Raw genomic sequence first — 26,244 nt, 5'->3', positions numbered from 1 at the left:
CCGTACTTCCCATCACGCAACTGTGGCACGTAGACGCTGCGGGCGGAAGTGCGCGCGCCCCGTCGAGAGTCCGATCCCGGCGGTGGTTCGCGCACCGGGAAATCAAGTGGAGCTGCCGGGAATCGAACCCGGGTCCCCCGACCCCGCGATAGGGCTTCTACGAGCGTAGTTCGTGGTCAGGTTTCGGAGTCAGCCGGCCCACGAACGGCAGCGGCTGCCTCCTAGCTCGAGTAAGTGTCCCGCCCTTTGCCTCGAGCGAACGCCGGGCGGTAAGCCTGCTAGGCGACGCCGGATCCCGAGATCGCAGGCTCATCTCGGGCCGACGGCCATCATTTAGGTGATGGCGACCGTGCGATTAAGCAGCGGCAGTTAATTAAGTTCCCAGAGGATTAACGAGGTCACACCGGGAGTCCTCGGCTCGCTTCTCCTACCTCGGTCGAATCAGGGTCGATACCAGTTCAGCCCCATGACCTTCTTTTCAAGGTTCCATCTCAGGATAACGAGTCCCTCGCTCACAAGCTTCCCGCGGCGCCGGAGCGGGGTAAGTGGCTAGGAAGGCTTGCGGCTTAGCAGCCGCTGGAGGAGCCGGATCAGATCGACGCCCGCGATCCCTAGACCCGATCCGGCCACGACGGCGACGAGGGGGTGGAGGACGGTTTCCGGCATCGCTCCTGTGTACCGCGTCTCATGGGCTAAGGCGATACGTAAATCACGCAACTGAGCAAGCCTCGACGCGCCGGAGCGCCTGAACGTTCGTGCCGGAGTCAACGCCTCAGCGGCGCCGGCCCATCTCCCGTTGCATGTTCCGCTCGGCATCCCTCTTCGCGATCGTCTGCCTCTTGTCGTAGGTCTTCTTGCCTCGGGCGATCGCGATCTCGGCTTTCGCCAGCCCGTGCTTGAAGTACAGCCGCAGCGGAACCAGGGTGCGGCCGTTCTGCGCCACGGCGGACTTCAGTCGCTCGATCTCACCGCGATGGAGCAACAGCTTGCGAGGCCGAAGCGGATCATGGTTCGCGCGGTTGCCGTGGGAGTACGGGTTGATGTGGCACTGCATCAGCCAGATCTCGCCGTCCTGCACCGCCGCGTAAGCGTCCGTCAGGTTCGCCTTGCCGTCGCGGCAGGACTTCACCTCCGTGCCCACCAGGGCGAGCCCCGCCTCGAACGTGTCCTCGATCAGATAGTCGTGCCGCGCCCTGCGGTTCTGGGTGATGAGCTTGGTCCCACCGCCCTCGGCCATCTCTCAGCCGCCGGGGTTGTTCGAGAGCAACATCCCGCGCAGGATCTCGAAAGCTCGTCGCTTCTGGACCTCGGCGTCTCCATCGACCTCCACGTCGGGAGCGATCCCCTCACCGTCGATGCTGCCGCCCCGCGGCGTGAGATAGGCGGCGGTGGTGATCTTGACCGCGGAACCGTCGATCAGCGGGATGAGCCGCTGCACCGACCCCTTCCCGTACGTCGTCGTCCCGACGACGATCGCCCGGCCCTGGTCCTGGAGTGCGCCGGTCACAATCTCGGACGCGCTCGCGGTCCCCTCGTTCACCAAGACCACGAGCGGGATGTCCTCGAACGCGTCGCCGCGAGCCTCGTACACCGTGTCGGGCTCGGCGCGACTCTGATAGGACACGACCTCGCCGTCTTCGATGAAGACCGACGCGACGTCCACGCCCTCGTCGAACAGACCCCCGCCGTTGTCGCGCATGTCGAGCACGATCCCCTCGGCCCCCTGCGCGGACAGCCGTTGGACCTCGGCACGCACCGTTTCCGCCGCTCCCTCGGCGAACGTGACCAGCTGGATGTAGCCGATGTCATCGCGTCGCAGCGACGCGCGCACGCTGGGGAGGTCGATCTCGCGGCGGGTGATGTCGAAGCTCAGGTCGCGGCCGCCGCGGCGGATCCCGAGGCTCACCGACGTTCCCTCAGGTCCCTTGATCCGGGCCACCGCCTGATCTGTCGTCATCTTCTCGACCGGTCGCCCATCGATCGTCTGGATCACATCATCTGCCTCTAGTCCCGATGCGAGAGCCGGGCTCGCCGGCAGGACCGACACGATCTTCAAGCTGCGCCCGACCGTCTTCAGCCATACGCCGATCCCGGAGAACCTGCCGGTCGTTAGCTCCTGGAACGAGCGGTAGTCCTTCGGCGTGTAGAAGAGCGCGTAGGGGTCGTCTTGCTCTTCCTTCAGCACCTTGATCATGCCCCTGACCGCGCCTCGAGCCAGCTCGTCCTCGCCAGGTTGCCGAACCGCTTCGTTCCGGATCTCTTCGTACGCGTCACGGATGATCCGGAGCGCCGCCCCCTTCTCGTCTGCCTCGATCGTCGGGGCACTCGCCGGGTCGAAGGCGCGGCGGGCTTGGGTGTAACCGACGCTGAACGCGCCCGCGGCGACCACGAGCAGGCTCAGCACCGCGATCGAGATCTTCTGCCACCGTTCCATAGGACCTAAAGGGTAGAGGCTGCGGTGAGGCGGCTACTGCAGATACGGCATCGGATCGACGGGCGAGCCGCCGACGCGGACCTCGAAATGCAGGTGGGGCCCCGTGCAGTAGCCGGTGCAGCCCACGTTGGCGATCGGAGTGCCGCGCCCGACCGACTGGCCGCTGGACACCGAGAAAGCCGAGAGGTGGTTGTAGGTGGTGGCGAGCCCGCCGCCGTGGTCGATCACGATGACGTTCCCGTAGCCGCTCATGGCGCCGACGTAGGCGACCACACCCCCCTCCGCCGCGACGACGGTTGCGCCGTAAGGAGCACCGATATCGATGCCGGTGTGGAGCCGCTGGTCGCCGAAGATCGGGTGGGTCCGGTAGCCGTAGGGAGAGGTAAGGGGACCCGCGGTAGGCCATAGCAGCTGCCCCCCCGAAACGACCGGAGCGGGAGCCGACGATGCCGCCGCAGCGGCTTCACGCGCCGCGAGGAGCGACTCGATCCGCGCCGCATCGGCGTCGAGCTGCTCGACGACCTGCAGGTACTTCCTCTCCTGGGTCTCCGCTTGAGCGAGGAGGCTCTCCTTCTGAGCCAGCACCGCACGCTGCGCGTCCAGGACCGACCGGCGCTCTTGAAGGATCTGGGCCAGCTCCGTCTTGTCGCCCTCCAGCTCCAGCTTCTTGGTCGCGATCTGAGCCTGTTCCTCCTCGACTTCGGCGCGCTTGACCTCGGTCTCGTCCCGCAGGACCTCGATCCCCTCCACGAGCTCGGAATCGGCATCGAGCGCGGACTCGTAGTACGAGGTGCGATCGACGACCTCGTTGAACGTCGTCGAGGAGAGGAGCCCTTCGAGATGACTGGTCGGTCCCGCCATGTATGCCGCTACGGCGCGGTTGGTGAAGAGATCCGTGCGCTTCTCGAGTCGCGTCAGGATCGCCTGCAGCTCTTCACTCAGGAAGTTCAGTCGTTGCTGCGCGGCGGTGAGGTCCCTCTGCACGACCGCGATCCGCCCGTTCAGCTCGTCCATGCTCGTGTTGAGCCGGTTCACCTCCGTCTGGATGCGCCCAGCCTCGATATCCAGCGCCGCGACCGTCTGCTCGAGCTGGTCTGCCCTCGCGTCGAAACGCTGTGCCTTGCGCGCCGCGACCTGACGGCGATCCTGCTTGCGCTCGAGATCCTTCTCCAGCGTCTGAGCAAGCGCGGGGATAGAGAGCGCGAGGAAACAGACCAACAGCACCAGGACCGTGGTCTCCCGCCCGCGAAGTCCACGAAGGGATCGCATTCGGGTCATCCTATGTAGCCAAAGTCCGATTCGCGCGGATTTTTCGACCTCCCACACATGTGGTCGGCCCTTAGAAGAGGTGTCTTTAGACCTCGAGGAAACGGCGCAGTGCCATCATCGAGCCAACCAGCCCCACCACGCAGCCGGTGCCGCCCAGAACCAACATCACCGTCACGATCTCTGCCGACGTGAAGCTGAAGACGGGGCCGAGGAAGGTGAGCGTCTCGCCGATGCGGGAGAACAGCAAGGAGTTGGCTAGAAGGATCACGCCCCCGGCGGCGATAGCACCCATCAGGGCGGCGAATACCCCCTCCAACATGAACGGGATGCGGATGAACCAGTTGGTTGCCCCCACCAGCTTCATGATCCCGATCTCGTCGCGGCGCGCGTAGATAGCGAGCCTGATCGTGTTAGCGATCAGCGCGGCGGCCGCGATCATCAAGATGATGGACATCACCAGAGTGATCGTGCGAAGCAACGAGTTGACCTTCAACAATCGTTTGATGATCTCGCCACCGAAGCGCACGTCCTTGACCCCGGGCGCGCCTTCGATCGCGTCCGCTACGGCCTCGGTGTCATCGGCGTCTTTCAGCTTGATACGCAACGACGCCGGAAGCGCGTCCTCCGGAAGGTTCTCGTAGAACTCCGGCTGCGTCTCGTACATCTCTCTGAACTCTTGGAAGGCCTGGTCCTTGGAGACGTAGATGACGTCCTGGACCTCAGGCATCTGTGCGATGTCCTCCTCGAGCGTTCCGATCTCACCCTGGGTGGCGTCGTCTCTGAGGTAGGTCGAGATCTCTACCTTCGCCTCCCAGTTGAGGGTGACGTTGTTGACGATCAACCCGAGGATCTGCGTCCCGCCCAACAGCAGCAACGAGATCGCGACCGTCGAGATCGCCGCGACCGTCATAAGGAAGTTCCGGCGCAGGTTCTGCACCGTTTCGCCGACGAAGTAGCCAAGTCTCAATGGTTCGTCCAGTCACTCGAGTTCGTTGCTGGCGAGTGCAGCGCAAGCATCGCAAGGCCGCAGCGGAGGAGCGTACCTGGAAGGTACGTGACGCAGCGAGAACGCAGCGAGGCGCCAGCGCTGCGCCGCCAGAACGGACGAGGTGTGGCTGGGCGAGCCATTAGGTGCCTACGCCGTAGATGCCGCGACTCTGGTCTCTGACCACGTGTCCACCCTCCAGCTCGATAACCCGGCGCCGCATCGAATCCACGATCGCGTGGTCGTGCGTCGCCATCACGACTGTCGTCCCGGTCCTGTTGATGCGATCCAGCAGGCGCATGATGCCGACCGACGTCGCCGGGTCAAGGTTCCCCGTCGGCTCGTCCGCAAGCAGGATCAATGGACGGTTGACGAACGCCCGCGCGATCGACACGCGCTGCTGCTCCCCTCCCGACAGCTCGTCGGGGAAGCGATCCAGCTTCTCACCCAGTCCAACGAGCTCGAGGATCTGGGGGACCTGCTTGTTCACGACCGAGCGCGGCCGGTTGATGACCTCTAGCCCGAACGCCACGTTCTCGAACACGGTCTTGTTCGGTAGCAGCTTGAAGTTCTGGAAGACACATCCAACGTTGCGTCGGAGGTAGGGGACGCGCCAGCGCGGCAACGTCACCAGGTTCTTGCCGGCCACGAAGATGTCGCCCGACGTCGGGTCCTCTTCCTTCGTCAGCAGCTTGATGAACGTGGACTTGCCGGATCCCGAGGGACCAACGACGAAGACGAACTCGCCCTTCTCGATCTCGATCGAGACCCTGTCGAGCGCGCGGTTGCCCGTCTTGTAATCCTTGACGATGTCGACTGTTCTGATCATGTGGTCTATAGGGTAGCGAAAGCTCAGCCGCCGGCGGTCGCCAAACGATCGAAATACCGCCGCGGATGCTCCTCGCCATGCAGGTCCTCGTACTCCCTCCACGCCTCGTCGTAGTACGCGTGGCCCCTGGCGATCACTGCCTCGCACGCCCCCTCGGACAGGCCTACGACCCGGAGGCGCTTGGTCAACGAGGTCAGAGAGAAGTTGCGCACCGCGTATGGATCCACCCGTAGGTTCGGCGGCACCTCCTCCGGGCCGATCGCGAAGCGCCGGTCAGGGGCGGCGACGATCCTGCAGGCGGACTCGAGCACCCGGAGAACGGTGGTCTCCACCCTCTCGAGCAGTGCGGGCTCACGAATGCCGGCCTCCATCAACGCCCGCACGCCGAAGTTCACGTGGCGCGACTCGTCGCGCGCCACGGCGGTGAAACCGGCATAGAACCCCGGCATGATCCCCATCTCTCTGAGGATCCCGAGGAGGAACTTCTGACCCGTGAGCGCCAGCATGCCCTCGATGATCAGGTGGTAGAGCGTGATCCCCTCCACCCAGGCCCCGTAGTCGTGCGGGTTCAGACGTACAGCCTCGGTCGCCTGGACCAGGTCACGGTCGAAGATCGCGCGGAAGCCTCCGACCACTCGATCCCGCAGTTGGGCCAACACCTCCGACAGCCCGCCGGGGATGCCGATGACCTCGGCGAAGAAGCGCGAGAAGAAGACCGAGTGGCGCGCTTCGTCCACGAGCTGCGTCGACAGGAAGATGCGGGATGGTTCGTCGGGGGCCGCGTGGACCAGGGGCGACAGTGTGTCCGTGACCGCTTGCTCTCCGACGAAGAACAAGGTGAACGATCGCTGCAGCTCGATGCGGAAACCATCGAAGCCATCGCGCATCGCCTGCCACTGCACGATGTCATCGGAGAAGTCAAGGTCCTGCGTTTTCCAGTTCTGCTTCTCCCACCGGTTGTAGAGATCCATCGGCGTGGCGCGCGACCGCAGCAGCCAATCCATCTGCGCGTAGACGTCGTCGATGTCGACGTGACGCATCTCCGGCAGCGTTGCAGCCTCCACGCGCGCAACTACGTCCGGCATCTGTTCGGTCATCTGGAGCATCATGGCACTTCGGATGAGGCCTCCGCCGGTGCCGCGTCCGAAGCGCCCCCTTTGGTCGCTTTGCGACGAAGCTCCGCTTCGATGAACGCGCGGATGTCACCGTCGAGGACCGCGTTCACGTTTCCCTTCTCCATCCCGGTGCGGTGGTCCTTGACCATCTGATACGGGTGCAGCACGTACGACCGGATCTGCGAGCCGAAGCCGATATCGCGTTTCTCGCCCCGTAGCGCTTCGAGCTCCGCCTCACGCTCCTCGATCGCTCGCGCCAGTAGGCGCGACTTGAGGATCCGCATCGCGACGTTACGGTTCTGCATCTGCGATCTCTCGTTCTGACAGGAGACGACGATCCCGCTCGGGAGATGGGTGATCCGAACAGCCGAATCGGTCACGTTCACGTGCTGGCCCCCGGCGCCGGAGGACCGGTAGGTATCGATCCGGAGATCCTCCGGGTCCACCTCGACCTCGACATCGTCTTCGACCTCGGGAGTCACATCTACCGACGCGAACGAGGTATGGCGTCGCTTCGCGGAATCGAACGGCGAGATCCGCACGAGCCGGTGGACACCTCGCTCGGCAGCAAGGAGCCCGTACGCGTGCCGCCCGCTGACGGTGAGGGTCGCGCCCTTGATCCCGGCTTCCTCCCCCGGCGTGACCTCGACCAGCTCCGCCTTGAAGCCGTCTCGTTCCGCCCAACGCTGGTACATACGCAGAAGCATCTCGGCCCAGTCCTGCGAGTCCGTCCCTCCCTCGCCCGCATGGACCTCGAGGATCGCCGGGTTGTCGTCGAACTCGCCCGCGAGCAGCGCGCTGACCTCAAGGGTGGAGAGGTCCCGTTCGATCGCCTCTAGCTCGGCGGTTGCCTCCGACGCGGTGGCCTCGTCGCCTTCGCCCTCGGCGAGCTCCCACAGAACCTTCACGTCGGAGATCCGCGCAGCCATCCGATCGTGCGCGGTGATGTCTTCCGACAGGCGTGACAGCTCCGCCATCACCTTCTGCGCTGCGGGAGGGTCGTCCCAGAACCCGGGGACGGCGGATCGTTCCTTGAGCTGATCTAGGCGAGCGCGCTTCCGATCGACGTCAAAGGTACTCCTTGACGTGCGAGAACGAGGCCTCGACCGTGGCGAGCCGGCCGCTGATGTCTTCCATGATTCCGAGAGTAGCCGCGCCGTGAAGCGGTCATCTCTGCGGCGTTAGGCGCGTCACGGTGTCTTCGGCCTGGTTAGCGACCCAGACGCTTCCCGCTCCGACCGCGATCGCCTGCGGCTGATCGCCCACCGCGAACACCTCCCCCGTCCACTCGCTCTCCTCCGGGTCGATCCTGATGATCGAGTCGTCATCGGGGCGCGCGACCCAGACGTACCCGTCGCCGGCCGCGATAGCGCTCGGCTGGCCCCCCACCACGATCGGCGCGCCGACCTCGCTGTTGGTGGCCGGATCTATGTGGGAGACGGTCGAGTCGTTGAAGTTTGCAACCCAGACCCCGCCCTCACCGGCTGCGATCCCCGTCGGACTGTCTCCGACGGGGATCGTCTCGCTGACGGAAAGGGACTCCGGGTCGATCCGGATCAAGACGTCGTCCACGACGTCGGTGACCCAGATGCTTCCGAACCCAACGGCTATCGCGGACGGGAACGCATCCGGTAGGCGAAGCGGCTCACCCTCTACCTCCCCGCTTACGAGGTCTATCTTCCAGATCGTCCCCTCGTCAAAAGCCGCCACCCACAGCGAGCGCCCGTCGCTCGCCACGGCCTGAGGGGTGCGCCCGACCGAGACCTTCGAGACCGAGCCGCGACTCTCCGACGACGGATCGACGCGCGCGACTTTGGATCCCTGGATGAATCCCACCCAGACGGCGTCTTCCGTCACCGCGACTCCACCCGGCAGCGCGTCCAGCTCCACGGGTTCGCCACGCTCGGCATCGACGCGTTGCAGCGTCTCGTCTGCGCCGTGCGCCACCCACACCCCGAGCGCGCCATACCCGATCGCCTGAGGCGCATCCCCGACCGGGATCGTCTCGACATCGAGCCCCGGCCTCGTGTCCTCACTGCGTGGTGCCGCGACGACCACGACGAGGACGCCTGCGACAGCGACGGCGATCAGCGCAACGACCGGGATTCCGAACCCGAGGAAGTGGACGCGGCGAGCGAAGAGCCCTTTCACCGGCCGTCGTCAGGGCGGCACAGGAGTTTGCTCATCGCCCGAGGTTAGCGACCAGGAAAAACAAAGAGGGGCCCGGCAAGTGCCGGACCCCTCGCTGATGAACGGTTGTCGCTTATGCCTGGGGGCGAGCCTTGAGGCTGAGCGCTCCCACTGCGATGAACAGCAGACCGATCGCGACCATCGGGATCAGGTCGGACGCACCGGTGAACGGAAGCACACCACCCTGAGCGGCGGCCGCTGCGCCAACCGCCGGAGCAGCAGCGACGGCTGCGGGGGCTACCGCTGCCGGCTGGGCGGCATCCAAGCGGATCCCGAGAACACCCTCCACGGGGCCCGCGGGGTTCTCCTCAAGTCCCGGCCCCGCGGGGTTCTCCTCAAGTCCCGGCGCCACCACGGGCGGCGTGTCGCAGGGCTGGATCCCCGGCATCGTTGCGTCTGCGTCACAGGGCCGACCCGGCGTGGTGATGAGGCCACCCTTGACCTCGCCGCACTTGCCGTTCGCCGGCATCTGCGAGCCGTCGGGGCAGGTCTTGGTGATCGTGTTCGGCTTGGTGCGGTCGGGGCCGCCACAGAGGCCCTCGTTGTCGTCATCGAAGTCCTGGTCGTTGCCGCAACCGTTGTTCCCGTCCTGGTCGTAGATGTCGGTGCCGCCGGTTCCGTTCGGCTTGTCCGCACCACAGGTGCCGTCGCCAGAGTTCCGCGCCGAGACCGGCTCACACCGCTCGGGGCCGCGACCGTCGTCGTCCGGGTCGGACTCGGAGTTCCCCTGGTTGCCCGAGCCGCCGCTCTCCACGGTACGGTCCTTGCCCGACGGGTGGCTCGAAGGCGTGGTGTCTTCGTTGTTCTTCTTGCCGTCGTTGTCGTTGTCCTCGGTGTAGGTGGTGTTCTCGTCCGAATCCGCGTCGCCGTCGTGATCGGACTGACTCCCCGTAGAGCCGCTGTTGCCACTGTTGCCACTGTTGCCGCCGCCCGTCTCGCTGCCACCGCTGTTGCCGGCGTTCTCCGAGCCGCCACCCTGGGTGTGGTCGGCGCTGTGGTGCGCCAACGCTGCGGGCGCGCCGAGGGCGAGCACGAGCGCTAGAAGTGCCGCGAAAACAACCAGAATCCCCGTCCGCCTTGCCATGTCCATTTCCTCCTGCTTCGCCCGATGACTAGTTACAAATGACCATATTCCACCTAGTGCCCGCTTTGAAACACGTCGTGACCAAACAAATGCGGAGCGTGGTGATAAGCCTGTAGAAGCCCCCATCGGGTGGGTGGATGACTACAACGAGTGAGCGGCGACCCCTAGGAGAGGGCGGCGGCGCCGGGGCGCCCATGGCACTGCTTGTACTTCTTCCCGCTGCCACAGGGGCAGGGCGCGTTGCGGGGGACCTTGTCCGAGCGGGCCTGTTCGATGGCCGCGACCTCCTGGCCCTCCGCGGGAGGATGCGCGCGACCATCGACGTCGCCGGGACCGGTGCTCGGCGTCATCGTCGCCATCGGGATCTGGCGGCGCTCCTCGCGCATCTTCGTGGGTGCGGGACGCTGCTCTTCTTCCCTGACCGCCTCCACGTGGAAGATGTAACGCGCGAAGTCCTCCTTAATCGTCTCTTGCATCTGCACGAACATGTCGAAGCCCTCGCGCTGGTACTCGACCAGCGGATCACGCTGACCGACGGCGCGCAGGCCGATCCCCTCTTGCAGGTAGTCCATCTCGTAGAGATGCTCCCGCCACCGGTTGTCGATCACGTTCAAGAGGACGAGCCGCTCGATCTGCCGCAACGCGTCCGCGCCCAGCTCTTGCTCGCGCTGTTCGTAGACCTTCAGCCCATCGGTGAGGAACGCTTCGAGGACGTCGTCGTAGGTGGTGTTCTCCAGATCGAACTGGTCGGTCGTGAGGTTCGTGGGGAAGATCTCGCGCACGCGAGCGAACAGCTGCTCCCAGTCCCATTCCTCCGGCACGAGGTCTGCGTTCGCGTTCTCTGCGACCGCGCTGCTGATGACGTCCGTGATGAGCTCGAGGGCCTGGTCGTGGAAGTCCTCGCCCTCGAGGATCTTGCGCCGCTCCTCGTAGATGATGTGGCGCTGCTTGTCCATCACCTCGTCGTACTTGAGCACGTTCTTGCGGATCTCGAAGTTCATCCCCTCGACCTGCGTCTGAGCGCGCAGGATCGCCTTCGAGACGATCTTGGCTTCGATGGGAACGTCGTCCGGGATCTTCAGCTTGTCCATCATCCCGGCGATGCGGTCGGAGGCGAAGAGACGCATCATGTCGTCCTCGAGCGAAAGATAGAAGCGGCTCTCACCCGGATCTCCCTGACGTCCCGACCGCCCACGGAGCTGGTTGTCGATCCGGCGTGACTCGTGTCGCTCGGTCCCCAGCACGTAGAGCCCGCCCCGGGCGACAACCTCTTCGTGTTCGACTGCCGTCTCAGCTTTGAACTTTTCGTACAGCGGCTGGAACTCTTCCTCGTACTGGCGACGGTCCTCGTCCGAGTACAGGCCGAGGACGTAAGACTCGTTGTCCCAGCCGCCGGCGGTCATCTCTGCCTGCGCCATCCCCTCGGGATTGCCGCCAAGGATGATGTCGACACCCCGTCCAGCCATGTTCGTCGCAACCGTCACCGCGCCCAACCGCCCCGCTTGAGCGACGATCGAAGCCTCTTTGCTGTGGTGCTTCGCGTTGAGCACGGTGTGCGGGATGCCCCGCTTCGACAGGATCCGGGAGAGGTGCTCGGACTTCTCGATCGACACGGTTCCGATGAGAACGGGCTGACCCTTCTCGTGACGCTCCTTCAGGTCGTCGGCTACCGCGTTCCACTTCGCATCGGCGGTCTTGTAGATGAGGTCTTCCTCGTCGCTTCGGATCATCGGACGGTTCGTCGGGATCTCCGCGACCTCGAGCTTGTAGATGTGGCCGAACTCGGCGGCCTCCGTCTGAGCCGTCCCGGTCATCCCGGCCAACTTGTCGTACATCCGAAAGTAGTTCTGCAGAGTGATCGTCGCCAGGGTCTGGTTCTCTTCCTTGATCCGGACGCCTTCCTTCGCCTCGATCGCCTGGTGCAGACCTTCGGAATAGCGCCGTCCCGGAAGCGTCCGGCCGGTGTGCTCGTCGACGATCAACACCTCGCCGTGCTGGACGATGTACTCGACGTCTCGCTTGTAGAGCTCCTTCGCGCGGATAGCGGCCTGAAGGTGGTGGACCATGTCCACGTTCACGTGGTCGTAGAGGTTCTCGATCCCAAGGATCTGCTCGACCGCGGCTACGCCGGCTTCGCTGATCGCGACCGTGCGCTTCTTCTCATCGACCTCGTAGTGGTCGTCCCGGTGCAAGCGCGGAGCGATGCGTGCGAACTGCTGGTACCACTTCGGGGACTCTTTGACCGACCCTGAGATGATCAACGGCGTCCGGGCCTCGTCGATCAGGATCGAGTCCACCTCGTCGACGACCGCCATGTAGTGACCACGCTGCACGAGCCGGTCCAGCTCGGTGACCATGTTGTCACGCAGGTAGTCGAAGCCGAACTCGTTGTTGGTCCCGTAGGTGACGTCGGCTGCATACGCAGGCTTGCGATCGGCCGGTGACATGTTCGACTGGATCAGGCCGGTGGTCATCCCGAGGAACCGGTACACCTGGCCCATCCACTCCGAGTCTCTCTTGGCAAGGTAGTCGTTGACGGTGACCAGATGAACCCCCTCGCCCCACAGCGCGTTCAGGTACACCGCGCTCGTAGCGGTCAGCGTCTTTCCCTCGCCGGTGCGCATCTCGGCGATCCAGCCCTTGTGGAGCGCGGCGCCGCCCATGATCTGGACGTCGAAGTGGCGCTGCCCGATCGCGCGAGAAGCAGCTTCGCGGGTCGCCGCGAACGCCTCGGGGAGGAGGTCGTCGAGGTCCTCACCCTTCTCGAGGCGCTGGCGGAACTCCGCCGTCTTCGCCTTGAGGTCGTCGTCCGAGAGAGGCTTGAAGTCGTCTTCCAGCGCGTTCACCAGCGGAACGATGGCCTCGAGAGCGCGGATCTTCTTGCCCTCACCCGCGTTGAGGACCTTCCTGATAAAGCTCATGGACCCATTATCAGGGGTCGTCGAAGGTTGGGTACCCGGCGGGTGAGGACCCGCCGACTACTAGGACCGCCTTGCGCGGAGCCAAGGGGGGCGTAGCACGAATGGTCGGCCTCAGGCGACCGTGACTATTTGATGTCGAGCAGCTTCTCGCGGACCGCGTACACGACGGCCTCCATGCGCGAGTGCAGGTGGAGCTTCTCCAGGATGTTGCGCACATGGTTCTTGACGGTGTTCTCCGAGATGAACAGCTCCTGGCCGATGTCCCGGTTGTTGAGCCCCTTGGCGACGAGCTTCAAGACCTCCAGCTCGCGTTCGGTGAGCCGGGGGCCGGGCACCTGCGCACGCTCGTCGCGACGCTTGACCATCGCCGCGAACTCGTTCAGGAGCTTCGACGCCATCGACGGCGAGATCAGCGACTGCCCCTGCTGGACGGCGCGGACCGCGTCCGCCACCTCCTCGATCGAGATCTCCTTCAGGAGGTAACCCGCGGCGCCCGCCTTGATCGCCTCGTAGAGGTCCCCCTCCTCATCGGAGATCGTCAGCATCAAGATCTTGGTCGAAGGAAGGGTGTCCTTGATCGCCCGGGTCGCTTCGATGCCCGACCGCTTCGGCATCCGAACGTCCATCAGCACGACGTCGGGGCTGGTGTCCTCGGCTTGCTGGATCGCCTCGTTCCCGTCGCTCGCCTCGCCAACGACCTCGATATCCGTCTCGGCCTCGAGCACCATCTGGAGGCCCTTCCGGAACAACTCGTGGTCATCGACGATCAGCACGCGGATCGCGTCGTCGCTCGATCCCACCGGAGCGTTTGCCACCGAGCCCCCTCTTGTAGCAGCGAACCGAATGTCCTGGCACTTCGGAGTCTAGTCCCAACCCACCCCAGATGCCCTAAGCAATAGTGCCTAGATAGTTCAAGCTACCTGTAGTTCCCCTGTGGCGGCGCTTGTTGCCTCCACTCACGCCACGCACGCCGTGGCGAGCGTGACCTGCGTCGCACCGGCAGACACCAAGCAGGCCGCGCACGCCGCCGCGGTCGCTCCCGTCGTTACGAGGTCGTCGATCAACAAGAGGTGGCCGGTCACCGGCCGCACCGCTCCGAAGGCTCCATCCAGATTCGACAGGCGCTGGGCGCGGGATAGCCCCGCTTGATCCGGCTGCATCCCGGTCCGCCGAAGCACCGGAGCCGGCGGCAGGCCCAGCCCGTGTGCAACGCCGCGTCCCAGCACCTCGGCGTGATCGAAGCCCCTCCGCGCCTGGTCCCTCGCTCTCGCCGGCACCCAGGTAACGGCATCGGCACCGAACCAGGCGGAGCGGCATGTCCCGACGATCCCGGCGACGAGGGGCACTGCAGCCGAGCGCATGTGACGCAGCTTCAAGGCCAGCACCAGCGCACGTGGGCCCCCCTCGTACGTCCACGGTGACAGAGCGCGGGCTATGCCCGGAATGACTACGGGAGTCGCCGGTGGAGCCGCTTCACGCGCGCAGCGGGAACATAACCAGCCCGCTCGGGCGCGACACGCGACGCAACGGGCGGGGCCGAACATGACCATCCCAGAAGACACCGCCATAGGCACGCACGCTAGTCAGCACCTATGACGAGAAGTCACCGCGCTGGAACGTCTAGGTCCCTTCTTGCCACCCCTCGAGGTACGAGCGCTGACCCTGCGTCAACTCGTCGATCCGCACGCCCATCGTCTCCAACTTCAATCGGGCGACCTCGCGGTCGATCTCGGTCGGGACGACGTACACCTTCTTCTCGAGCGAAGCCGCGTTCTGCACGATCCACTCTGCGCACAGCGCCTGATTGGCGAAGGACATGTCCATCACCGCAGCGGGATGTCCCTCTGCCGCGGCGAGGTTCACCAACCGCCCCTCCGCGAGGACATAGATACGGCGCTCGCCGCCCAGCGCGAACTCCTCGACCTCTTGGCGGACCCTCCGGCTGCCGGACGCCATAGAGCGCAGCGCCTTCAGGTTGATCTCGATGTCGAAGTGGCCGGCGTTGCACATGATCGCCCCGTCCTTCATCAGCTCGAAGTGCTCGGAGTCGAGGACGTGCTTGTTGCCGGTGACGGTGATGAACACGTCACCCTGGCTCGCGGCGTCACGACCGGTCATGACGCGGAAGCCGTCCATGGCGGCCTCGAGTGCACGTGTCGGCTCCACCTCGGTCACGATCACGTCGGCGCCCATGCCCTTCGCACGCGAAGCGACGCCACGTCCGCACATCCCGTAGCCGCAGACGACCACCGTGCGGCCCGCGAGGAGGATGTTCGTCGCACGGATGATCCCGTCGATCGCGGACTGGCCGGTTCCATAACGGTTGTCGAAGAGGTGCTTCGTCAATGCCTCGTTGACGCCGACGATCGGATAGGCGAGAACCCCCTCGGTCTCCATCGCGCGCAAACGGATGATGCCGGTCGTCGTCTCTTCCGTCCCGCCGATCACCTCGTGCACCTGATCGGGCCGCTGCGTGTGGAGCATGGTGACGAGATCGTTGCCGTCGTCCATCGTGATCATCGGCCGCCGGTCGAGCACCGACTTGATGTGGCCGTAGTACTGCGTCTCCCCGACGCCCCGGATAGCGAAGGTCGGGATGCCGTATGCCTCCACCAGCCCCGCGGCGGTCGTGTCCTGCGTCGAGAGAGGATTGGATGCGCACAGCGCGACGTCGGCGCCCCCGGCGGACAACGTCCGCATCAGGTTCGCCGTCTCGGTCGTCACGTGCAGGCAGGCCGCGATCTTCACGCCGTCCAAGGGGCGTTCCTTCTCGAAGCGTTCGCGGATGCGAGCCAGAACCGGCATCTGCCGGTCCGCCCACTCGATCTTCAGCCGGCCCTCTGCGGCAAGACCGATATCGGAGATGTCGTGTTCAACCGTCACCGCACCACTCCTATCTGTTCGACAGCTCTGCTTTGAGCTTTTGGATGACCTCGACGGGGCCCGGGTCGATGCCGTACGCGAGCCCGACGTAGATGGACGCCAGCTGGGTGATCAGAACCAACGACAGCAGCTGGGCGAGCGGCGACCGGCCCTCTGCGGGAAGCTCGATCACGTCGGCGAACTGATCCTCGATCAAGGTCCGCGTGATCTCGAAGCGCAGTGAGATGCGGTCGTGCTCGGCGCCGCTGCTACGCAACAGGATCAGCACGACGTTGCGGCGAGTGACGTCTGCCAGCTGGTTCCACCCGACGACCTCGTTGTGGTTCAGCTCGGGAAGCACGTTCCAGAAGGCCGGCGTCTTGCCGTACTCGTTGAGATCGCACTTGAACCTGTACGCGGCGGTCGCGGCGAGGCCGTAGCCGCCGTAGACGACGGGGATCCGTCCGACGATGCGCGCCGCCAGGTCCTTCGCGGGATTCTCGATCCGGCTCCTCTTGCGGTGGCACCGCTCCTGAAGGTCGCTGAGGACACCCACCGCCTCGTCTACGTCGTCTTGCATCTCGGGCACCAGCCCGACCTTGATCAACGCGGCCAGGATGGGAAGGGTGAGATAACCCAGAGAAGCGCGTGGCTGCAGGCCCGCCGGGATCTGGATATGGGCAAGGCCATCGCGCTGGGCGATCTCCGCAAGCGGGCCGCCGGACGAAACGGTGACGGCGCGCACGCCCCGCGTCCGCGCCTCTTCCAGCGCCGCGACGGTCTCCTCCGTGCTCCCCGAGTACGACACCGCGAAGACAAGGGTGTTGCGTCCGACCCACTCCGGCAGAGGACCGTAGCTCTTGATAACGCGCAGCGGGACGGCGAGGCGCGGCTCGATCACGGCCTGGATGACGTCTCCGGACACACCGGATCCACCCATCCCTAAGACCACGACGGAGTCCACCCCGTCCGCGTCCGGCAGATCGCTTGCCGCGCGGCCGATATCCCAGCCCTCCCGGCACTGCTCCGCGAAACGCTCGACGGCGCCGAGAACATCCTCTGAATCGATACGCGCCAGGGCGTCGAGGTCGTCCAGATCCACGTGAGAGGTCACGGTTTCTCCGCCTCGTCGATCAGCATGACCGGGATGTCATCCCGCACCGGGTAGCGGTAGCGACACTCGCCGCGGCACTCGATCACCTGTTGCTCTTCGAGATACTCGACGTCCCCGCGACAGTTCGGGCACGCCAGGATCTCCAGCAGCTTCTGATCTAGCGTCATCACACCTCGCCTCTGATAACCGCCAACACTTCGTCTCGCTTCTCCAACATCAACTCCTGCGTCTTCGCCTCGAGGTTCAGCCGCAAAAGCGGCTCGGTGTTCGAAGCGCGGCAGTTGAACCACCAGTCCTCGAACTCCACCGTCAGGCCGTCGGTGCGATCCTGCCTTCCGTCCGGATACGCCGCCGCCAGAGCCTCCAGCGACGCGGTCTGATCGGCAACGACCGAGTTGATCTCGCCGGATGCCGCATACCGATGGTAGGGCTCGACCATCTGCGACAGCGGCCGTCCCGATCCGGACATCGCCTCCAGCACGAGGAGCGCCGCGATCATCCCGGAGTCGGCCCGGAAGTTGTCGCGGAAGTAGTAGTGCCCGGAATGCTCGCCACCGAAGATCGCCCCGGTCTCGGCCATGATCTCTTTGATGAAGGAGTGGCCGACACGAGTCCGGATCGGCTTGCCTCCGTTCTCGCCGATGACCTCGGGGACGGTCCAAGAGCAGATCAGGTTGTAGATGATCGCCTCCCCGGGGAACTTCTCGAGGAGCCGTTCGGCCACCATCGCTGTGGTCGTGGACCCCTGGATCAAGCGGCCTTGATCGTCCACCAGGAACATCCGATCCGCGTCGCCGTCGAAGGCGATGCCGACGTCGCAACCGCCCTCGGTTACGGCTCGCTGGAGATCGACGAGGTTCTCCGGCTCGATCGGGTTGGCCAGGTGGTTCGGGAAGGTCCCGTCGAGCTCGAAGTACAGGGGCACGATCTCGAACGGGAGTGGCTCGAACACGATCGGAACCGTCTTCCCGGCCATCCCGTTGCCTGCATCGATCGCCACCTTCAGGGGCTTCAGGCTGGAGACGTCGACGAGCGACCTGCAGTGCTCGGCGTAGCGGGGCAGGATGTCGTGCGGCTCGACCCGCGGCGCCCCGGGTTCGACCCGCTCTCTCGCCAGCTCCTTGATCTCGACCAGCCCCGAATCGCCTCCTATCGGCGCCGCCTCGACCCGGCAGAGCTTGAGGCCGTTGTACTCGGGCGGGTTATGAGAGGCAGTGAACATCGCCCCCGGCAGCGCCATCACCCCCGACGCGTAGTACAGAGCGTCGGTAGAGACCTCGCCGAGGTCGACGACGGTTGCGCCCGCGGCCCCGGCTCCGGCCGCGAAAGACCGAACCAGCTGCGGCGACGACGTCCTCATGTCGCGACCGACGACGATCCGATCGGAGCCGCTCCAGCGGGCGAAGGCGTGGCCGATGGAGGCTGCCGCCTCCTCATCGAGCTGCTGGGGGTAGAGACCGCGGATGTCGTAGGCCTTGAAGATGAGATCCAGATCTGCGGGCACCGCGGCATCCTACGGGCCGCCTCCACGGGCCGGCCGGGGGCCGGTTTCCCCACCAAACCGCCTTGGACGGGGCGCGCGCCGGACCTTGATCGCCTGCGGGCGTTGACGAAGCTCACATTGCCTGGAACCATTCACTGCATGGCAATGAACATCAGTCCCTCTGCGCTCGACGAGCTGGAGTGGCGCGAGAGCGCTGCATGTCTCCCGTACCCGGCGATCCTGTTCTTCGGCGTCGACGACAACGAGTCCGCCACGGAGCGCCGCTCGCGCGAGGAGGAGGCGAAGGCGATCTGCGCCGAGTGCGTTGTACGAGCCGACTGCCTGGAGTATGCGCTGGAGATGCGAGAGCCGTATGGCATCTGGGGCGGCCTCACAGAGCTCGAGCGCAAAGCGCGGCTGCGCGGCCGCGCCAACTAGATCAGAACAGCCTCGGCTAGCTTCCGGGGGTGTCCGAGACCCGCCCCACCCTCCGGGAGAGCCTGTCAAAGACTGCAGCACGGGCCTCGAGCCGCGGCCTGCGTGAGGTCGCTGGCGAGCGGTGGCGACAGCTGCAAGAGGCGGTGCGGTCCGACGGCGCCCTGAAGCTGATGACCCGCGCCGTGGGAGGGGAACCACCCGGCGACGACCTCAGGTTCACGCTCGCCACGCCCGCCGACGCGGAGGCATACGCCCGGGATATCGGGACGGACTCCGCGGCCACGTTCCGCCGCCGTCTCAGCCCCACGACCGACTGTTGCCTGGTCCGGAGCGACGACACCATCTTGCATGCCAGCTGGCTCACGACCAGCCGCGCCTGGACGAGTGAGATCAAGGCTTTCCTGGCCCCGCCCCAAGGCGATGCCTACATCTACGAGTCCTTCACCCGATCGGAGGCTCGCGGGCGCGGCGTCTACCCGTTCGCCCTGCTCTCCATCTGCCACGAGCTCGGCCTCCGCGGGCTCTCCCAAGCGTGGGTTGCCGTCGAGGTCGGCAACCAACCGTCCATCCGCGCCATCACCAAAGCCGGTTTCTCGGAGGGCTTCGAGATCCGGTTCCGTCGGCGCGGGGGCCGCGTGCTGATCGATCCCCCAGCGGGCCCGCTCGCGGAGACGGCCACGGGCTTCATCTCTGGCCGAAACGGTGACTAGCCCGATATAGGGATGGCGCGAACCGCCCGAGACGCCCATAATGAGAACCGAGGGTTATGAGGTCCGCGGATCCTTAGGGTTTGCGGGCGCTCGGGAGCCAAGATCCGGCTGGCGCTCTGCCGGCGAGATTCGTCTCGTCCCCAGAGTCGCACCGGCACGACCCCCTCAACTGGCACCTGTTGCCGGACGGTTCTCCAGGCCCCGAGCGCCCGCACTCTCTGTGCTCGCTCAGCGGGATCCGACCGCGCCGAGGCAGCCTGTCGATCACAGAAGTTATCGGGCGACGAGCCCGGGACTCGGTCTAGCGGGATTCGGATTGCGCAGCGAGGTTCAGGACCTCGTCGAGGGCGATCGTGTCGCCCTCATGCTCCCACCACTTCGCCTCACAGCGACGACAGGCGTAGAACTGAACCCTGTCTTCCTCTTTGAGGTTGATGACGATGTGGGTGCAGTCCTCGCCCCCGCACTGCGGACACTTCTGCATCAGCTCTCCCTTGGATACCGGCGGGAGGCGCCGCGGCCCCCAACCTTCCCATTGTCCTTCTCAGAGCCACATCCCCGACATAGCCCCCGTGGAGGGTTTTCCCACTTCTGCCGGTACTAGTCCCGCGAAGTGGCGGGATCTTTCAACGCCGCTTTGACGTCGGCCGCGAGATCGCGGCCGATATAGCGAGACCTCAGCCGCTTGCCTTCACGGAAGTACGCATACCAGTAGGGCCCGTGCGGACACGACCTGCAGCCGTCCTTGCCGCATCTGACGGTCTCCAGGCGGTAGGTCACACCGGCTTCGCCGCCCACTACGGCCTCCGGCGCTTCTCCGCCGAAGTCATCGCCCAACGCATGCAGCAGGCCGCGGACGAAGATCAGGACCCTCCTCAGGTCGTGGCGGTCCAGCTTGCGGAGCTCGGAGAATAGGTTGCGGTCGATGGGCACGGCGCCTCTCTTAGGTAGCGCGTACCTAAGTTTAGGCGCTGTAGCCGAAGAACAACTGGCGGCGCAGAGGTTCCGAGTCGCCCTCATCGAACCCGGCGGGCGTGCCCGCAACGACTACCTCAGGCGGATCGGCGAACAGGGGAGGGTTCGCGCGCAGGTCCTCGAGCTCCCACCCACGTGGAGGCCGCAGTCTCTCGGCGCAGTGGGTGCACAGGACGTAGACGTGAGGGGACAGCTCGCCGTGGTCAGGGTCCTCGAGGAGGGCTCGGCGCGCCGCGTAGTCATACGCGAGGACAACCGCTCCGGGGCGCGCGCAGCTGGGCTTCGTGCACAGGTTCATGGCTCGGGCAGGCTAAGACAGGAACGGGGCTAACCCGCGGATTCGCAGGCCGGGGGGCGAGGGAGCCGAGCTAAGCGATCGGGCTGCTGTTCGCCTTCGCGAGCACGATCGCCGCTGCTCCGAAGGCGATCAACGCGAACGCCGCGACGAGCCACGGCTCGGTGTCCGCGCCCGTGTTGGCAAGAGCTTCGGACCCGTTCTGACCGATCAGCGTCGCCCCGGTCTCTCCCGTGCCCGTGCCCGCCGTACCCGCACCACCGGTGCCCGCAGCGCCGGTCCCGGCGCCCGCGCCCGTGAGCTGTGCCTGCGAGATCACCGGATCGAAGGGATCGCGGATCGCGAGGGCGGGGGCCGCCGTCGTTACGACCAGGACGAGCCCGAGCAACGAGGCAGTCAGAAACTTCTTCATCGCCGACAAGCGTACCCCCCTTCCACAGCTCCGTGCACATCTCTTATCGGCTGCAACTACCATCTCCTTCATGCCGATCGCCGACCTCGGGGCTTCGCAGCTCTACTACAAGACCCACGGAGAGGGACCGCCCGTCCTCGGGATCATGGGCTTCGGCCTCGACCAGCGATTCTGGTCGTCTCAGATCGCCGGTGTGGTCGGCACCCACAGCTTCATCACCTTCGACAACCGAGGCGTCGGCCGCTCCACCGGTGAACCTCCCCAGTCCATCGACGAGATGGCTGAAGACACGATCGCGCTACTGGACCATCTTGGTCTCGAGAAGACCGTCTTGTTCGGCGTCTCGATGGGCGGCGCGATCGCGCAACGGCTAGTCCTGGCGCACCCCGAGCGCGTATCCGCGCTGATCCTCGGCATCACGTGGGCGCGACCTCTGGACTTCATGGCGCGTCAAGCGGCTCTCGGACGGCTCATCATCGGCGCCGGTGGGATGGACGCGTTCGTGCAGAGCACGCTCGTGCGGATGTTCACACCGCAGTTCTTCGAGGTCGCAGGCGAAACGCTGGACCGGATGGTCGCGGCCATGTTCGCGGACAACGCACCGGACCCTGCGGCCCCAGAGGTGCTGAACGCGCAGCTCGACGCGATCGCGAAACACGACACGCTCGAGCAGCTCGGAGACGTTAGCTGCCGGACGCTGGTGTTCGGCGGTCATATGGATGTCATGGTGCCCGGCTTCGCGTCCGAGGAGATCGCGGCCGCGATCCCGGGGGCCGAACTCACGATGTTCGATACCGGCCACGGCTGCATGGTTGAGGAGATGGATGCGGTCAACGCCCGCATCGCCACCTTCCTGCGCTCCCTCCCCTCGTAGGTCGCGCTCCCGTCGCTCAGACCCGGGTCGAGGGCCGGGCCGGGACCCTCCGGGCGCAAAACCGAGGCGCCCTCCGGAACCCGACCCGCTCCTCTTCCCCAGAGATCACCCCGCCGGGGCGCAGACCTCTCCAACGAGCCGGCCGCGGCCTCGTGCAGCGAGCGGAGGGGCGGTTAGGTAACGTTCCGTACCTAAGATGGTTTTGTAGTTCGTTGGCGGCGCGGGCCCGGGAAGGGGGGGTGAAATGAGATGTACCCCGCAGTGACTTTCGGCCGAGGCCTACTTATCTCTGCGAGGTACCGGAACAGCTTACCGCAGCGCGAGATCGCGCTGCAACCCGTTAGGGCGAAGTTTCTTCGCGCTCTCCCATCTTCTCGTTGGTCAGGATGATCCAGCGCGCCGCGAGTGCGGGCGGGACGCACAGCATCGCGACGAGCAGCGCCACGGCGATCAGGGTGGCTGCGCGTGATGCCGGCAGCGAGTCGACGACCCAGAAGACGCCGGGGACGCTGACGACACTCCAGGCGAGGAATCCGGCCGCGACCATGAAGGTGGTGCGCGCGTTCAGCGGATCCTTCAGCCGGCGGAGGACGAGCCACGGGACGCCGGTGGCGCCGGCCCACATCAAGAGGTAGATCGCGATAAGTGTCGCGAACGCTGCGTCGGTGGAATCGACGAGCGTGCTCGCGTACCAGCGGCCGGCCGCCGAGGCCAGTGCGGCGCCCGCCAGTCCTCCGACCAGTGCCGCAAGACCCACGGCGGGATAACGAGCCGGGCGGTCTACAGGTAGCTCCGGAGGTCCCACAGCTCCGGGTAGAAACGCTTGTCGAGCGTCGTTCGCAGGTAGGTCGCTCCGGTCGAGCCGCCGGTGCCGGTCTTGGAGCCGATCTGGCGCTCGACCATCAACACGTGGCGGTACCGCCACAGGGCGAAGAACTCGTCATGGGTGAGCAACGCCTCCGACACGCGGAACTCCTCGATGAAGCTGTCGCGCTGGCGGGCGAGCCGAACCAGACTGTCTCGACGCGTCTCTTCGTCATCCGGCGGCATCGGCAATCCCCGCTGGTCCAGCAACGCACAGAACGCGTCCCACACCGTCGGCTCCTCGAGCCTGCGCGTCAACCGAGCTTGTTCGTGGCCGCTCGTCGTCAGGCGCTCGAGGTAGCGGGGGTCCTTGAGCCCCGAGATGAACTCGATCTCGCGGAACTGCACCGACTGGAAGCCGCTCGCAGGCGCGAGATGGGAGCGGAACTCGAGGAAGTCTTGAGGCGACATCGTCTCGAGTACCGGGATCTGCGAGATGAGGACGTGCTCGATCGCGTGAAGGCGCTCGAGGTAGTGACGTGCCCTCGCGCCGCGCCCCTCGAGCATCAGGTCCCGGACCGACTCCAGCTCGAACAGCATCTCTTTGAACCAGAGCTCGAAGACCTGGTGGATCGTGATGAACAGGAGCTCGTCGTGTGCAGGTGGGTCCGACTCGAGATGTTGGAGGTTCAGGAGCTCGGGGACCTTCAGGTAGCTCCCATACGAGAGCCGCCGGTCCTCCTCGCCGAAACGGGGAGGTTTGCGCTGAAGGATCGGCTATCCGTCCTTGCCGCCGCTGCCGGAATTGCTGCCCGAGTTATTGCCACCGCCGTCGGAACCTTCGTCGGCGGTGGCGTCCTCCGCAGACGTCGTCGGCGACTTGTCACCCTCGTTCGTGGGCTTCGGCGTCGGGTCCGGCGCCTTCGCGTACATCGGCTTCAGCTCGCCCGCGATGACGGAGACGATCGGCGTGCCGACCTCGACCAGGTCGTAGAGCTCGATGACGTCCGAGTTCGACATCCGGACGCAGCCGTGCGACGCGTTGTAGCCGAGCGAGTACTCGGCGGACGTCCCGTGGAACCGGATCGCGGGCGCCGACCAGTTGATGGCGCGCACGCCGAGTGGGTTGTTCGGCCCCGGCGGGATCGACTCCGGCATGTTGGCTCCCCAGGTGTCGGGAGCCGGGTTCACCCAGGTGGGCTCGTAGCGCAGCTCCGTCACCTCGTACAGGCCCGTCGGAGTCATGTACTCGGGCTGGCCTGTCGCGACCGTCCACTCGCGCTGGATCGCGCCGTCCTCGTACAGGTACAGCTTGTTCTCGCCGATCCGGACCAGAAGGATCTGATCGAACGCGTCCTCGGTGACTTTGGGCTCGACCTCTTCCACCGGAAGAGCGACCTCGTCGGTGTCGGTTCGGAGCGCCTGCATCAACGCTCGGTGAGCGCGCTCGACCTGAACCTCGTGCCCAATCTTCGAGCGCGTGATCTCGACCCACCCCGAGGAGTAATCGATCGAGGCATCGACCGGCTCCTTGTCGACCGTCTCTGCGATCCCCTCGAGGAAACCGCGGGCGCCTTGCGCTGGATAGCTGATCGCGACCTTCCGGTCGAAGTCGAGCTCCTCGTCCAGGAACCGCATCTGGACCTTCTCGAAGAAGGTGATGTCGGCGCTGGCGGCGAAGGCGGCTCGGACGACGCGGCGGGCGTTGCTCTTCGCCCCCAGCTCCTGCGGCGTGACCGTCCAGGTCTTGTTCCGCCAGGAGATGTCGATCAACCTGTTCAGCTGCGGTCCGATCGCGGTCTGGACCGCCTCCAGGGCCTCCTCCTGGGTCATGCCTCCGAGCGGCATTCCGGCGATCGTCCCGCCCGGCAGGATCCGGCCCTCGTAGTCCTCGCTGTACTTCATGGTGGCGTACGAGATCCCGGCCCCGCCCAGCAGCAGGAGCGCGAACAGAACTGCTACGGCGATCGCGAAGCGGCGCCCCGGTCGCGGCAGCCGGCGAGACCTGCGCGTTGGTTCGTCCTCCGAATAGCTCATGAAGACCCCATGCTAAGACGCGGCGGCGTTATTCCATAGACACCGGTCGGCTCGTATCGGTTGCCAACGTCTCGACCGCGAAGCCATTCCCGCTCATGGATGGGAGCCATACGATGAGCCGATGACGATCTACGACTCGTTGCTGGACGCGATCGGGCGCACCCCTCTTCTCCGGATGAGCAACATCGGTAGCGAGCTGCCCTGCACCCTTCTCGGCAAGCTCGAGATGCTGAACCCGGGTGGAAGCGTGAAAGACCGCATCGGACTGCGCATGATCGAGCAAGCAGAGCGCGACGGGTCGCTGCGGCCCGGCGGCACGATCGTCGAGCCGACCTCGGGCAACACCGGCGTCGGTCTCGCCATTGCGGCGACGCTGAAGGGGTATCGCTGCATCTTCACGATGCCCGACAAGATGAGCCAGGAGAAGGTCGCGTTGCTGCGCGCCTACGGAGCCGAGGTCGTGATCACGCCGACGGCGGTGGCTCCAGAGTCGCCCGACTCCTATTACAGCGTCGCCGACCGCTTGACCCGCGAGATCCCCGGGGCCTTCCAGCCGAACCAGTACCACAACCAGCGCAACCCCGAGAGTCACTACGAGACGACGGGGCCGGAGCTGTGGGAGCAGACCGAGGGCAAGATCACGCACTTCGTCGTCAGCGTCGGAACCGGAGGCACCGTGACCGGGGCCGGGCGGTATCTGAAGGAACGGAATCCCGACATCGTCGTCGTCGGTGCCGATCCCGAAGGATCGATCTTCACCAGCCAAGAGATGGCGCCTTACCTCGTCGAGGGGATCGGCAAGGACTCCTGGCCAGACACTCTCGACCGCGACGTGATCGATCGCTGGGTGACGGTGTCGGACCGTGACAGCTTCCTCACGGCGCGGCGACTGACGAAGGAAGAAGGCCTGCTGGCGGGCGGCTCCTGCGGCACCGCGCTGTGGGCTGCGCTGGAGGTCGGTCGCGAGCTAGGGCCGGACGACCTGGTGGTGGTCGTCCTGCCGGACTCCGGCAAGAACTACCTGTCGAAGCTCTACAACGACTCGTGGATGCTCGAGCACGGGTTCCTCGACCGGCCCGGAACGATGGCCCGGCTCGGTGAGGTCCTGGCGGAGAAACAACGGCTGGAGCCCGCGATCCCGGACATGGTCGCCGTACCGGCGACGGAGAAGGTGGGACGCGCTATCGACATCCTGCAGGAGTTCGGCATCTCGCAGGTCCCGGTTGCGAAGTCGACCAGCCCCTCGGACACGGCCGAGATCATCGGCTCGATCCAGGAACGGTCTCTGTTGGACCGGGTGTTCCGGGACCGCGACGCGATCGACCGCGAGGTGGCCGACGTGATGGACTCGCCACTGCCGACGGTCCAGGCTTCCGCGGGCGTAGAGGACATGTTCGCGGACCTGTCCAGAGG

26 protein-coding genes, 1 other RNA gene and 1 pseudogene are annotated in these 26,244 nt (G+C 65.6%); 4 read left to right on the top strand and 24 right to left on the bottom strand.

Features of this window, described 5'->3' with window-relative positions; all coding sequences use genetic code 11:
- Window positions 1-104: 104 nt before the first annotated feature.
- The 17 genes and pseudogenes from ssrA to M3N53_13920 all read right to left on the bottom strand — a co-directional run bounded on the left by ssrA (window position 105) and on the right by M3N53_13920 (window position 18,307).
- Window positions 105-466: a transfer-messenger RNA gene (gene ssrA, locus M3N53_14000) on the bottom strand.
- Window positions 467-772: 306 nt separating this feature from the next.
- Window positions 773-1,237 carry an SsrA-binding protein SmpB gene (gene smpB / locus M3N53_13995; GenBank protein ID MDP9069439.1) on the bottom strand — a complete coding sequence of 155 codons (465 nt, stop codon included), beginning with the start codon at window positions 1,235-1,237 and terminating at the stop codon, window positions 773-775.
- Between the two features lie 3 nt (window positions 1,238-1,240).
- The gene (locus M3N53_13990) at window positions 1,241-2,434 is read right to left on the bottom strand and encodes a S41 family peptidase (protein ID MDP9069438.1); all 1,194 of its coding nucleotides are present in this window, start codon (window positions 2,432-2,434) and stop codon (window positions 1,241-1,243) included.
- Window positions 2,435-2,467: 33 nt separating this feature from the next.
- Window positions 2,468-3,703 (bottom strand): peptidoglycan DD-metalloendopeptidase family protein, encoded by a 1,236-nt coding sequence (locus M3N53_13985; protein MDP9069437.1) that lies wholly within the window; start codon window positions 3,701-3,703, stop codon window positions 2,468-2,470.
- A gap of 85 nt (window positions 3,704-3,788) precedes the next feature.
- Window positions 3,789-4,670 (bottom strand): permease-like cell division protein FtsX, encoded by an 882-nt coding sequence (gene ftsX / locus M3N53_13980; protein MDP9069436.1) that lies wholly within the window; start codon window positions 4,668-4,670, stop codon window positions 3,789-3,791.
- A 160-nt stretch (window positions 4,671-4,830) separates the two neighbouring features.
- Complete coding sequence (gene ftsE, locus M3N53_13975; protein MDP9069435.1) at window positions 4,831-5,517, bottom strand: cell division ATP-binding protein FtsE; 687 nt, start codon at window positions 5,515-5,517, stop codon at window positions 4,831-4,833.
- Between the two features lie 23 nt (window positions 5,518-5,540).
- The gene (locus M3N53_13970) at window positions 5,541-6,614 is read right to left on the bottom strand and encodes a ribonucleotide-diphosphate reductase subunit beta (GenBank protein MDP9069434.1); all 1,074 of its coding nucleotides are present in this window, start codon (window positions 6,612-6,614) and stop codon (window positions 5,541-5,543) included.
- An 8-nt stretch (window positions 6,615-6,622) separates the two neighbouring features.
- A pseudogene (gene prfB / locus M3N53_13965) lies at window positions 6,623-7,714 on the bottom strand (peptide chain release factor 2).
- An 85-nt stretch (window positions 7,715-7,799) separates the two neighbouring features.
- On the bottom strand, window positions 7,800-8,783 hold the full coding sequence (locus M3N53_13960; GenBank protein MDP9069433.1) for a YncE family protein: 984 nt from the start codon (window positions 8,781-8,783) through the stop codon (window positions 7,800-7,802).
- Between the two features lie 112 nt (window positions 8,784-8,895).
- Window positions 8,896-9,906, bottom strand: coding sequence for a hypothetical protein (locus M3N53_13955; GenBank protein ID MDP9069432.1), 1,011 nt, complete (start codon window positions 9,904-9,906; stop codon window positions 8,896-8,898).
- Between the two features lie 164 nt (window positions 9,907-10,070).
- On the bottom strand, window positions 10,071-12,827 hold the full coding sequence (secA, locus tag M3N53_13950; protein MDP9069431.1) for a preprotein translocase subunit SecA: 2,757 nt from the start codon (window positions 12,825-12,827) through the stop codon (window positions 10,071-10,073).
- 125 nt (window positions 12,828-12,952) lie between these two features.
- The gene (locus M3N53_13945) at window positions 12,953-13,642 is read right to left on the bottom strand and encodes a response regulator transcription factor (protein ID MDP9069430.1); all 690 of its coding nucleotides are present in this window, start codon (window positions 13,640-13,642) and stop codon (window positions 12,953-12,955) included.
- A 141-nt stretch (window positions 13,643-13,783) separates the two neighbouring features.
- Complete coding sequence (locus M3N53_13940; protein MDP9069429.1) at window positions 13,784-14,395, bottom strand: hypothetical protein; 612 nt, start codon at window positions 14,393-14,395, stop codon at window positions 13,784-13,786.
- 52 nt (window positions 14,396-14,447) lie between these two features.
- Complete coding sequence (ahcY, locus tag M3N53_13935) at window positions 14,448-15,710, bottom strand: adenosylhomocysteinase (protein MDP9069428.1); 1,263 nt, start codon at window positions 15,708-15,710, stop codon at window positions 14,448-14,450.
- 10 nt (window positions 15,711-15,720) lie between these two features.
- A complete protein-coding gene (locus M3N53_13930; protein ID MDP9069427.1) occupies window positions 15,721-16,803 on the bottom strand; it encodes a bifunctional phosphoglucose/phosphomannose isomerase in 1,083 nt (360 codons plus the stop codon).
- Window positions 16,800-16,970 carry a Trm112 family protein gene (locus M3N53_13925; GenBank protein ID MDP9069426.1) on the bottom strand — a complete coding sequence of 57 codons (171 nt, stop codon included), beginning with the start codon at window positions 16,968-16,970 and terminating at the stop codon, window positions 16,800-16,802. The genes M3N53_13930 and M3N53_13925 overlap by 4 nt, the downstream gene beginning before the upstream one ends.
- Window positions 16,970-18,307 carry a phosphomannomutase/phosphoglucomutase gene (locus tag M3N53_13920; protein MDP9069425.1) on the bottom strand — a complete coding sequence of 446 codons (1,338 nt, stop codon included), beginning with the start codon at window positions 18,305-18,307 and terminating at the stop codon, window positions 16,970-16,972. Before M3N53_13920 ends, M3N53_13925 begins: the two co-directional genes overlap by 1 nt.
- Window positions 18,308-18,445: 138 nt before the next feature.
- Here M3N53_13920 and M3N53_13915 point away from each other — a divergent pair, with 138 nt between their 5' ends.
- Window positions 18,446-18,724, top strand: a complete 279-nt coding sequence (locus M3N53_13915) for a WhiB family transcriptional regulator (GenBank protein ID MDP9069424.1) — start codon at window positions 18,446-18,448, stop codon at window positions 18,722-18,724.
- A 29-nt stretch (window positions 18,725-18,753) separates the two neighbouring features.
- Window positions 18,754-19,434, top strand: a complete 681-nt coding sequence (locus tag M3N53_13910; GenBank protein MDP9069423.1) for a hypothetical protein — start codon at window positions 18,754-18,756, stop codon at window positions 19,432-19,434.
- A gap of 301 nt (window positions 19,435-19,735) precedes the next feature.
- Here the strand turns inward: M3N53_13910 and M3N53_13905 are convergent, their stop codons facing one another.
- From M3N53_13905 to M3N53_13890, 4 genes are all read right to left on the bottom strand, one after another.
- Entirely contained in the window at window positions 19,736-19,918 is a 183-nt protein-coding gene (locus M3N53_13905) for a hypothetical protein (protein MDP9069422.1), read from the bottom strand.
- Between the two features lie 116 nt (window positions 19,919-20,034).
- Window positions 20,035-20,367, bottom strand: coding sequence for a hypothetical protein (locus M3N53_13900; protein ID MDP9069421.1), 333 nt, complete (start codon window positions 20,365-20,367; stop codon window positions 20,035-20,037).
- 31 nt (window positions 20,368-20,398) lie between these two features.
- On the bottom strand, window positions 20,399-20,707 hold the full coding sequence (locus M3N53_13895; protein ID MDP9069420.1) for a DUF3499 domain-containing protein: 309 nt from the start codon (window positions 20,705-20,707) through the stop codon (window positions 20,399-20,401).
- 70 nt (window positions 20,708-20,777) lie between these two features.
- Entirely contained in the window at window positions 20,778-21,116 is a 339-nt protein-coding gene (locus M3N53_13890) for a hypothetical protein (GenBank protein MDP9069419.1), read from the bottom strand.
- A 70-nt stretch (window positions 21,117-21,186) separates the two neighbouring features.
- Here M3N53_13890 and M3N53_13885 point away from each other — a divergent pair, with 70 nt between their 5' ends.
- Window positions 21,187-21,990 carry an alpha/beta hydrolase gene (locus M3N53_13885; protein ID MDP9069418.1) on the top strand — a complete coding sequence of 268 codons (804 nt, stop codon included), beginning with the start codon at window positions 21,187-21,189 and terminating at the stop codon, window positions 21,988-21,990.
- Between the two features lie 340 nt (window positions 21,991-22,330).
- Here M3N53_13885 and M3N53_13880 read toward each other — a convergent pair whose 3' ends face one another.
- Genes M3N53_13880 through M3N53_13870 form a run of 3 tightly spaced genes read right to left on the bottom strand, consistent with a single transcriptional unit; the run spans window position 22,331 to window position 24,831 of the window.
- Window positions 22,331-22,747 (bottom strand): hypothetical protein, encoded by a 417-nt coding sequence (locus M3N53_13880; GenBank protein MDP9069417.1) that lies wholly within the window; start codon window positions 22,745-22,747, stop codon window positions 22,331-22,333.
- 23 nt (window positions 22,748-22,770) lie between these two features.
- Window positions 22,771-23,568: a tryptophan 2,3-dioxygenase family protein gene (locus M3N53_13875; protein MDP9069416.1), complete on the bottom strand. Its 798-nt coding sequence runs from the start codon at window positions 23,566-23,568 to the stop codon at window positions 22,771-22,773.
- 3 nt (window positions 23,569-23,571) lie between these two features.
- Window positions 23,572-24,831, bottom strand: coding sequence for a L,D-transpeptidase/peptidoglycan binding protein (locus M3N53_13870; GenBank protein ID MDP9069415.1), 1,260 nt, complete (start codon window positions 24,829-24,831; stop codon window positions 23,572-23,574).
- Between the two features lie 121 nt (window positions 24,832-24,952).
- Here M3N53_13870 and M3N53_13865 point away from each other — a divergent pair.
- Window positions 24,953-26,244, top strand: a 1,292-nt coding sequence (locus M3N53_13865; GenBank protein MDP9069414.1) for a cystathionine beta-synthase, incomplete at its 3' end; no start/stop codon positions are given.

The sequence above is a fragment of the Actinomycetota bacterium genome (genome assembly GCA_030776625.1).
In the GTDB taxonomy this organism is placed as follows: domain Bacteria; phylum Actinomycetota; class CADDZG01; order CADDZG01; family WHSQ01; genus MB1-2.
Note: the sequence above shows the minus strand (reverse complement) of the source record. Positions and strands in the feature narration are given on the sequence as shown.